At 61.5% G+C, this 8,929-nt stretch carries 5 protein-coding genes; 3 read left to right on the top strand and 2 right to left on the bottom strand.

Features of this window, described 5'->3' with window-relative positions:
• Positions 1 to 73 precede the first annotated feature (73 nt).
• Positions 74 to 4,390: a PAS domain S-box protein gene (locus HPY44_19130; protein ID NSW58125.1), complete on the bottom strand. Its 4,317-nt coding sequence runs from the start codon at positions 4,388 to 4,390 to the stop codon at positions 74 to 76.
• Positions 4,391 to 5,198: 808 nt separating this feature from the next.
• On the opposite strand from HPY44_19130, the gene HPY44_19135 reads away from it, so the two are divergent.
• From HPY44_19135 to HPY44_19145, 3 genes are all read left to right on the top strand, one after another.
• Positions 5,199 to 5,816, top strand: a complete 618-nt coding sequence (locus HPY44_19135) for a sigma-70 family RNA polymerase sigma factor (protein ID NSW58126.1) — start codon at positions 5,199 to 5,201, stop codon at positions 5,814 to 5,816.
• A gap of 61 nt (positions 5,817 to 5,877) precedes the next feature.
• Positions 5,878 to 7,434, top strand: a complete 1,557-nt coding sequence (locus tag HPY44_19140; GenBank protein ID NSW58127.1) for an SUMF1/EgtB/PvdO family nonheme iron enzyme — start codon at positions 5,878 to 5,880, stop codon at positions 7,432 to 7,434.
• A gap of 93 nt (positions 7,435 to 7,527) precedes the next feature.
• Complete coding sequence (locus HPY44_19145; GenBank protein NSW58128.1) at positions 7,528 to 8,175, top strand: prepilin-type N-terminal cleavage/methylation domain-containing protein; 648 nt, start codon at positions 7,528 to 7,530, stop codon at positions 8,173 to 8,175.
• A 234-nt stretch (positions 8,176 to 8,409) separates the two neighbouring features.
• On the opposite strand, the gene HPY44_19150 is transcribed toward HPY44_19145, so the two are convergent.
• Positions 8,410 to 8,649, bottom strand: coding sequence for a transposase (locus HPY44_19150; protein ID NSW58129.1), 240 nt, complete (start codon positions 8,647 to 8,649; stop codon positions 8,410 to 8,412).
• Positions 8,650 to 8,929: the final 280 nt, after the last annotated feature.

Genomic DNA, 8,929 nt, shown 5'->3' on the forward strand with positions numbered 1-8,929 from the left:
ATCAATCCTGTTGCAAGATAGACGCACCAAGGCGCCAAGTCTCCACGCTGGAAGGTTCTCAACCAACCGCGCGCTAGCGAGCAGCGGTTGCGAGCAACGCGTTTACCGTCCGCAGCAGCGCTCTGAACTCGAAAGGTTTCTCGATCGTCCGCGCGGCCCCCAGGGAGACCACCTCATCATGCAAGGGGCGCTCCAGCCGCCCCGTCATGACAACCACCGGCGGCCTGTCTTCTCCCATGGCCGCAACATACTCCAGCACTCTGCGTCCGCCTCCACCCGGCATCATCAAGTCAGTAAGAACCAGATCGAAACGTTGCTTCTCCAGCGCAGCCGTGGCTTCCGCGGCGTCCGTAACCGCGACTGCCTCGGTACCAAGAGCAACGAACAAGCGTGTCAGCGCTTCCAGAACCGCGGGATCGTCCTCCGCCACGAGAAGGCGCCGCCCCCGGACGTCGGCGGTCATGAACTGGTCGAGAGAGTACTCGCGAGCGGCATCGGCATCCGGCCTTTCTTCACACGCAATCGGGATGCGGATGACGAAGGTAGTTCCCTCTCCGACCTCACTCGTCACATCAATCGTACCGCCATGGGCTTTGACGAGCCCGAGGGACACGGACAGTCCCAAGCCCGTTCCCGACGCACTATCCTCGCCTTGCAGGCGTTTGGTGGTGAAAAACGGATCGAAAATCCGGTGTAGGTTCTCAGGAGGAATTCCCGTCCCGGTATCGCTGATCTGTACCACTACCTCCTCGCCTCCGGCTTTATCGCTCCTATAGTCGGTGGCGAGGGTCAACGTGCCTCCGTCAGGCATGGCGTGACACGCGTTGATCACCATGTTCAGGAATACCTGTTCCATCTGCGCACGATCAACCACCACCATGCGGCGCGCGCTTGAATATTCGCGGCGCACCGTCACACCGGCATTGGACAGTTGTCTTGCGGCAAGCTGCAGGACGGCATCCAGGGTGTCCTCGAGATACGCTTTTTCGCGGCGCGGCTCATCGGGGCGCGCGAAGGCCATGAGGTTTCGTGTGATGTCAACGCCAATGCGAGTGACATGGCGCACGATCTCCGTGAGCCGCCCTTCGTCGGCCGCCCCCAGCTCCACAAGGTCGGCTGTTGAGCTGATGCTTGCCAGTAGATTGTTGAAGTCGTGGGCTACTCCGGCGGCGAGGCTGCCGATGGCCTCGAGTCTCTGTGAGACCCGCAATTGCTCTTCCAGATGCCGCCGGTGCTCTTCAGCCTCCCGCTGCTCGGTGACATCCTGCCACGTACCCACAATCCGCCGCTTCCCGGAAACGCGATCGTGAGTGACTTCACGCACGGCAGTTACGTGGCGCACCCCACCATCGGAATGAACCACGCGGAACTCCAACGTGTCACTGCTGCCCTCTCTCAAGGCCGTCTGCGTGGCGCGGTCGAAACGCTCCCAGTCCTCAGGGTGTATGTATCGGCGGTGCTCCTCGTAAGAAGGTGGAGTCGAAGAGGGGTCGATCCCGCAGATATGATAGATCTGTTCCGACCACTCTACGGTGCCTGTTTCGGGTTCAAGAGACCAGTTGCCGATCTTCGCCAGTCTTTGCGCCGCGATGAGAGACAGATCACGTTCCGCCAGCTCGGTCTCTGCTATTTTGCGCGCAAGCGCGATGCCGATAGACGGGGCCAGCCGTTCGAGTACCCCGAGACACTGGTTACTGATGCGATCGGGCCGGCGATCAGCCACATGGAGAAGCCCCACAGTCTCCGACCCGGACCGCAGCGGGATGATCGCCATTGACTCAAACCCGGCATCCGCGCAGTCACCAAGCAGCGAATTCCGGTGCTCCGCGGGGAGCGACGAGATCAGGCCACTGAGACTATTCGTCCAGAAACTGCCCGTATCGCTGAAACACCGGGCGGCTCGATCGCGTCGGCCCTGGACCACGTCGCCACAGAAACACATCAACACGGGATTTCCCGAAGCGTCTCGTAACAGCCTGCCACCAGCATCTCGTTGGCAGAAGGAATGAACGCGGATCTCGAGAGCTTCCGGGAAACCGAAAGCATCCAGATAGCAATAGCCTTCGCGCTCTCCACTTCGGATACCAACCGCATCACAGCCGGTGAAATCCCGAATCAGGCGTACAACGTTCCCGAACCACGACCGGTCCTTGTCAGGCTGGTTGATGGCCGCCAGTACATCGACAACCAACCGTTGTTCGGCCTCCGCCTCTTTCCTTGCCGTGATGTCTTCCACGATGCAGGCGAAATGGCGCGGGGCAGGGCTGTAGGCCACTGTGGCCAACCATTTGCCGGACCCGTCCAACCTTCGCTCGGTCTTGCAAGGATTCCCGGTGAGAGCGACGTTCCCAACTGTTTCGATCCACAGCGGATCGACGTCCGGGAAAACTTCTGTAATCGGCCGCCCGATCAGTTCTTCACGAGACAGATTCACCATCTCGCAGAAAGCATCGTTCGCCTCCAGCGTGACGTAATCGACCGGACGGCCTTGGGCGTCAACAATGATCTCGTGATAGGCGAAGCCCTCCAGCATCTGTTCGAAAAGCAGGCGCAGCTTCCTCTCCTGGGACGCCAGAGCGGCTTGCGCTTCCTTCAGCTGGGTGATGTCAAGGAAATTGGCCAGAGCATACTCAACTGCACCCGTTTCCGGATTGCGCAAAGCCTCCGAGTTCACGAGGATCCACCGTGTCTTCGAGTCGATGGGGTCAATCACACCCATCACCACACCGCGCACGCTTTCCCCGGTCTGCAGGGTCAACGAGGTCGGGTGGGCTCTGGGCGGGAAGGGCGAGCCGTCCTCTCTGATGGCTCGATGAAGTATGCTCGCTGCGTCTCGGCTACCCACCAACTCGCTTGTGACTCCGAGGATCTGGTGTGCAGTCTGGTTGGCTTCAACAATGCGCAGAGAACGGTCCACCAAGATGCTGCCCCCGGGCAGCGAATCGTATAGGCTGCGGTACTGCTCCAGAGCCACCTTCAACTCTGCTTCGAGAGTGCGCCGGTGCTCCTCGGTTCCGATGTTCTGCAGTGCGAAGGCCACATCCATTGCCAACTCGTCCAGCACGACGAGTTCCTGCGGCTCGGCAAAACGCTCCGCTTCCCGGGCGTACAGGGACAAGCATCCCAGCAGACGGTCGTTGGACAGCAACGGAAACGCGGCTACGGAACGGATGCCGCGCCGCACGGTCTCATCAACCCACCTGTGTGCCCCCCCATCCTCAGCGGCATCGTTGACCACAACGCGTTCACGAGAGGAAACCGCCTGGGCCACGGGATGTGAGTCAGGTTCACCCTCGGCGATCATCTCGCGCAATGAGTCCAAATATCCATCGTTGTGACCGAACCATGCGGCGGTTGTCAGACCTGCGCCGTCCCCATCTATCAGATGGACAGTGGCCAGCAGGTACCCGCCACGCTCGACACAGATCCGGCAGACTTCATCCAATACCTGCTGCTTTTCGTGAACGCGAACCACCATCTGGTTCACGTCGGACAGTGTCGACAACAAGCGGTTCAGCCGACGGGTCTCCTCTTCCGCCCGCAGCCGGTCGGAGACGTCGGTCAGCCACACGACGGTTCCAGTGAACTTGCCGCTGACGTCAAGCATGGGGGCCAGGCGGACCTCGAAGTCGCGCCGGCCACCGCGGGTCTCCAGGTTCAGCGCCAGCACCTGCTCGGCATTGCCCGAAGCCGCACGCTCGATGGCGTCCGCCGGAAGCCAGTCCACGGTCTGCCCGATGGCGGCCTCGCCGGAGTAGTCCTCACCCCGGACATGCCCCTGAAAAACCAGTTCGCCCCCTGCTTTGTTGATCGCCATGATGCGACCGTCTGGGCCGAGTAGAAAAGCCGGCGCGGGCCCGCTTGCGAACAGCGTCAGATACTTGTTTTTCTCATTGGTAAGCCGGCGGTTGGCATCCTGCAACTCTTGCAGCAGTTCGGTGCACTGCTTCGCGCTCCATTCCGAGCAAACGCCCAATTCCACTCGGTCGTAGAAGCGGTTCAAGGTATGCAGCCACGCGCTCCGCTCTGCGTCGTCTGAAGTGCCCTCGGTAATCAGATCCAGGTATGCCTGGCGGTAGTACTTGAGCAAGCCGAGGAAGAGAGTGAGAGTGACGCCCCGTGCCCTGTGTCGCTTCGCCTCCAATACGCCGAAGGCCGCCGCAGGATCGGTCTGGTAATCAACATCGGGGGAAAGCTCAACGGGGGCGCCTTCGCGCGCGATGGCTTCGACGATCGAGTGCGAAAGCTCTTGTATCGACAGCTTCCACGATTCTCGAAGGGTTGAGGTGTAACGTGTATAGTCCTGCCCCGGCGCGTAATGCAGGACTCGGTCGATCAGCCAGTCTTCCCCGCCCATGATCAGAGTGCAGAGTCCACTGGCATCCGCCATCGTGAGCCCCCGTCGTGAGAAGAAGAAGTGGATGTGGGCCGAAAAACCTGATTATCTATCCCAATAATGTATAAATGTATAGGCTACCGGTTGCGCTCTGCTCTGTCAAGCCCGGGCTCCAACTGCATGGTGCCCAGTCTAGCCGGGCAGGACTTGACGAACGCAACCGCGCCCATGGTGCCGGGGATGTGCTATCCGTCGGGTGCCTGGGCCTCCGTGAATGGCCCGTCGTCCGCGGACCACTCCACCGGGCTTGCCAAGCCCCCCGGGATGCGCCCCAGGTAGGACAGGACGCACTCCGCGACCTGTGGGACCTCAAAGGGGAACCGGACGTCGAGGCTCTCAGCCGTGCCTGGCAACCGCCTCGGGGCCGGGCCAGCAAGCCCCACCGTGGACACCGGCCCAGCCAAATGACCAGCAGTTGTCCGCCGGGCCTTCCAGCCAGTTGTGATCGGTGCAATGTTCAGGCTGCGCGGCCAAAGTGTGCCCCGCACACCGAGCCTGGCAGCCGAAATGATACTGGGCGTTCCACGAAAGCCCGGGACCACAGACTTACCACCTGGGAGGTGAACCCCGGGCCGACAGCTTCGACTGGCCGGGGATGAATTCGGCGTCCGCAACGACCGGTCCTACGCGCATGTCACCTAAGAACACCTTCAAGACAACGTCTCCTGCGCCGGTTTTCTCAGGCAAACCTGAAGGAATCCTAATCAGATGCACCGAACTCCATATCTATACCCCGTAAGCTCCACGCTGGGCCGCCGTTGTGCCATCTTGTCGCCGCACAGCAGGAGGTCGCCCGCAACTGGTGCGCACGCCCTTGCCATCCGATGAGGCCGAGTTGGTCGAGACCGCAGCAGCCTGCGACGATCGGGCCTTCTGCGCTCTGATGGACTGTCACCGCCGACCCCTTCGCATCATTGTCTCCCGCTACGCAGACAACCGTGAAGACCGCACGGACCTGGAGGCTGATGTTGTAGCCACCCTGTTGGAGGACCGCAAGCGGGCGCTGCGTGCATGGCGGCCAATTGCCCCTTTTGCTGCATATCTCACTACCATCGCCACGAGGCGCTGCTTGCGCTGGCTGCGCGCACGCCAGCGTCTTGATGCCCAGACCGTCCCGCTGTTGTACCTTCCCGGTGAGGCCAAGGAGGATGGATTCGAGCATCTAGCGGCGCTTGATGTTCAAGATCTGGATGAGTTGGCACAGTCCCGCCAGATCTACGAAGCGGTTGAGCGCGCGCTGGACACCTTGCCGGCGCCGGACCGGCTGGTGCTCCAGCTCCGTTTCGAGCAGGGGATGAACGGACCAGCCATTGCGCGCGCGCTGGGGATCCGCGACGGTGCTGCACGCAAGCGGATATTCACAGCCCTCAGGCGGCTCGCAGCGGCTCTTCGCGAGCTGTCACCAGACCTGTTCGACTAAGTTCGTTGCGTGGCGAGGTAACATTCCGTCATGAATTGGCATATTGACACTGTGTGATGTCATGGGTGATTGCTCACGGTTCGACCAACTGCTGAACGCGTCGGAGGGGGAGCTGTCTGAGCAGGATCAGGCGGCTCTGCTGGAGTACGCCCGCTCCTGCCCGGACTGCGCGGCGCGTCTGCGGGATTTGGCGCGGGCCGCCCACCTGCTATCGTCCCATGAGGCCCGAGAGCCGCAATCTGCAATCCATGCCACAGACATGGAGTTGGCTGTTTTCGCTGCGCACGGTCTCCACGGACCCAATGCCGATGCCGCTGTGGAGCACTTGGCGTCCTGTCCAGTGTGTCGGCGGGAACTGGCGGCGGTTCGCCTCGCCATTGAGCACGTGGAAGACGTAACAGGCGAAAGCGCGAACCCGGGTGGGCGTGCTTCGCGAGCAGGACTAAGGCACACGCTCTCCCTTGCATTCTCGACGCCCCGCCGGGCTACCGCGTCTATTGGGGCCGCTCTTACGTATGCAGGGATGTGCCTGTGTTTCGGTTCCGGTCTCGCACATCTTCTGCTGGCGTACGTGATCACCGGTCGCGGCTCCGGATGGGCTTCGCACTGGTGGCCGTTCAGTCTCATGCCCGGCGGCTCTCTGCGTCTGTGGACGTTTGTCGTCCTGTCGGCGGCCTTCGGTCTGGGCCTGCGCAGGTTGGCGTTGTTGCTGTGGCACCTTGGCGCACACGGGGCACCATCGACCACCCAAGGCCCGGAGACTGGATCCCGACGCGCCCGAGTATTATGGTTGCTCTTCCTGCTCATTTGCGTCGGTGCCATCGCAGCCTGGATTCTGCTCGCCCAGCGACCGTGGGAGCACGCGGGCGAACGCGCCGGGGAAGAGATTCAAGGCCCGGACGGCGCGCCCATGGTGTGGGTGCCCGCCGACACCTTCCTGATGGGCGTCACGCCGCCGCAGGCCCGGCAAGTACTCCAAGTCCTGGGCTGCGATCCCGAATATGCAGCAACCTTGCAGCCCGCAAAAAGAGTCACATTGTCCCGAGGTTTCTGGATGCACAAGTTCGAGGTCAGCCGGGGCCTCTACCGTAAGTACTGCGAGGCGACCGGAGCACCATTCCCAACGGAGCGCACCGACCCTGACGAGCATCCGATAGTGTATGTCTCCTGGCAGGATGCCTTTGCCTACTGCACTCATTTCGGCATGCGGTTGCCGACGGAGGCCCAGTGGGAACTTTCAGCCAGGAGCCCTGACGGGTTGCTGTTCCCATGGGGCGATGAATGGGACGTGATGCGGTGCTGCAACTACCACCATCGCGGCCCGGAGGGGAAGACTATGCCGGTGGACAGCCTCCCTGAAGGGCGATCATGGTGCGGGGCGCATCATCTGGTAGGCAATGTATGGGAGTTCTGTGAGGACTGGTACACGCCCGACTACCTGAAGATCTTGCCCGACGTCGATCCTCGCGGAGCGCTGAGCGGCACCCTTCGTACCTGCAAAGGCGGCGCGTGGTTCCATTTTCCCGATAACCCGTTCGGGGCTGGTCGAGGCTCTCTCGACCCCAAAGCCCGATCGTCCTTCCACGGGTTCCGCGGGGTGATTGTTCCACAGCAGTGATAGCTCCGATGCGCGCACGCCGGGGGGCATTCTTGTCGCGGCTGGTTACCGCGCCGTCATGGCGCGGGTGGAGACTTCCCCCAGGAGAGAAGTGTGACCTACCTTATCGCTCGTCGCGGCTTCACGCTCATTGAGTTGCTGGTCGTGATCGCTATCATCGCCATACTGGCGGCGATGCTCTTCCCCGTTTTCGCGAAAGCTCGTGACAAAGCCAGGCAGGCCAGTTGCAGCAGCAATCTGCGGCAGATCACCATGGGCTTCCTGATGTACGCCCAGGACTACGACGAGTCTCTGCCCAACTACAACGATGAGGACCTCTGGGCGACCTGGAGTACGTACAATATGATCGCACCATACACGAAAAACCCCCATGTGTACCAGTGCCCAAGCGCTAGCCTGGACTACGTGCATTCCTTCGTCAGTGTGGCCACCAGTTCGTACATCTACTGTTACGCGCTCTACAACAGTGCTTCGGCAATCAACAGCGGGCAGGTGTTCGCCTACCCGAAGGTCACGCCGACGCTGGCGATGGTCACGCATCCGTCGCAGAAGATTCTCCTGTGGGAGCTGACGGACGCGCATGACGGGCATAACAACAAGCCTCTGTGCCGCCGGCACTTCTCCTTCGTGGATGGCCACATGAAGTTCCTGGACACCCGGAACCTCGCACCGCGAGCCCAGGTAGTTCGCTATGATCCGAACTGGACCTGGGACGCCGCGGCAGGCATCGATTTCCCGTAGCGGGTGGGCCCACTGGCCCCGCGCCCCGGGTGGCGCATTTCTCGGAACGTTCAGACCTATCAATGCAATCCAGGCGGCGCCGATGTTAGTGCTCGTGGACGGGGTGGCGCGGCGGTGCCGGATTGGCTGGAGTTCGGGCGCTCCGCTCCCGTAAGCCCCCATCATTCATGAACGCCGTCCCGCGCTTCGAAAGGGGCCCAATCCGCCCCTGGCTGATCGGATCGCTGGTCAGGATCAGTCGGCGATCTGGTACACGTGCTGGTCGATCAGTTCCGCGACCGTGTGCCGGACCTTGGCCTGCCGGCGTTGGTCGCGAACCCAGGCCGCGAGCTTGCGGGTCAACTCGAGGTGCAGACCGGCCTGGGCGATGAGGAGCAGGCCGCCGTCAGAGGAGATTGCGCCGCCATCAAAGGCGCCGATAACCTGCTTGCCATGAAGGTTTGCGAAGGTGAGTTGGCCAACACACTGTGTCATACCGGAGAGACCTCGCGATACGCTATTCTATTGGCGTAGAAGCCCATTTCGCGATCTCTCCGGTCTTGCTTCCTCAAGATGCATGGATCATTGGGGCTAATCTGCACCAACCGGAAACTATCACAGTGCGCTTACACCCCGTGTCGCCACTGCTGTAAGCGCAACGTGATAATGTCCGGTTGGTGCAAAGTAGAAATGTCCGGTGGTAGTGTCGTCGTCGTCGCGCGGCGAACTATCCGGGATGGAACTACTCATGAGCGTAAAAGAGCGTGACTGTCTG

It is taken from the genome of Armatimonadota bacterium (assembly GCA_013314775.1).
Lineage (GTDB): Bacteria > Armatimonadota > Zipacnadia > Zipacnadales > JABUFB01 > JABUFB01.

What these genes read in the sequence shown, in the direction of transcription:
- HPY44_19150 (NSW58129.1), bottom strand. Translation starts at nt 8,649, where the DNA reads ATGACACAGTGTGTTGGCCAACTCACCTTCGCAAACCTTCATGGCAAG.
- HPY44_19130 (NSW58125.1), bottom strand. Translation starts at nt 4,390, where the DNA reads ATGGCGGATGCCAGTGGACTCTGCACTCTGATCATGGGCGGGGAAGAC.
- HPY44_19140 (NSW58127.1), top strand. Translation starts at nt 5,878, where the DNA reads ATGGGTGATTGCTCACGGTTCGACCAACTGCTGAACGCGTCGGAGGGG.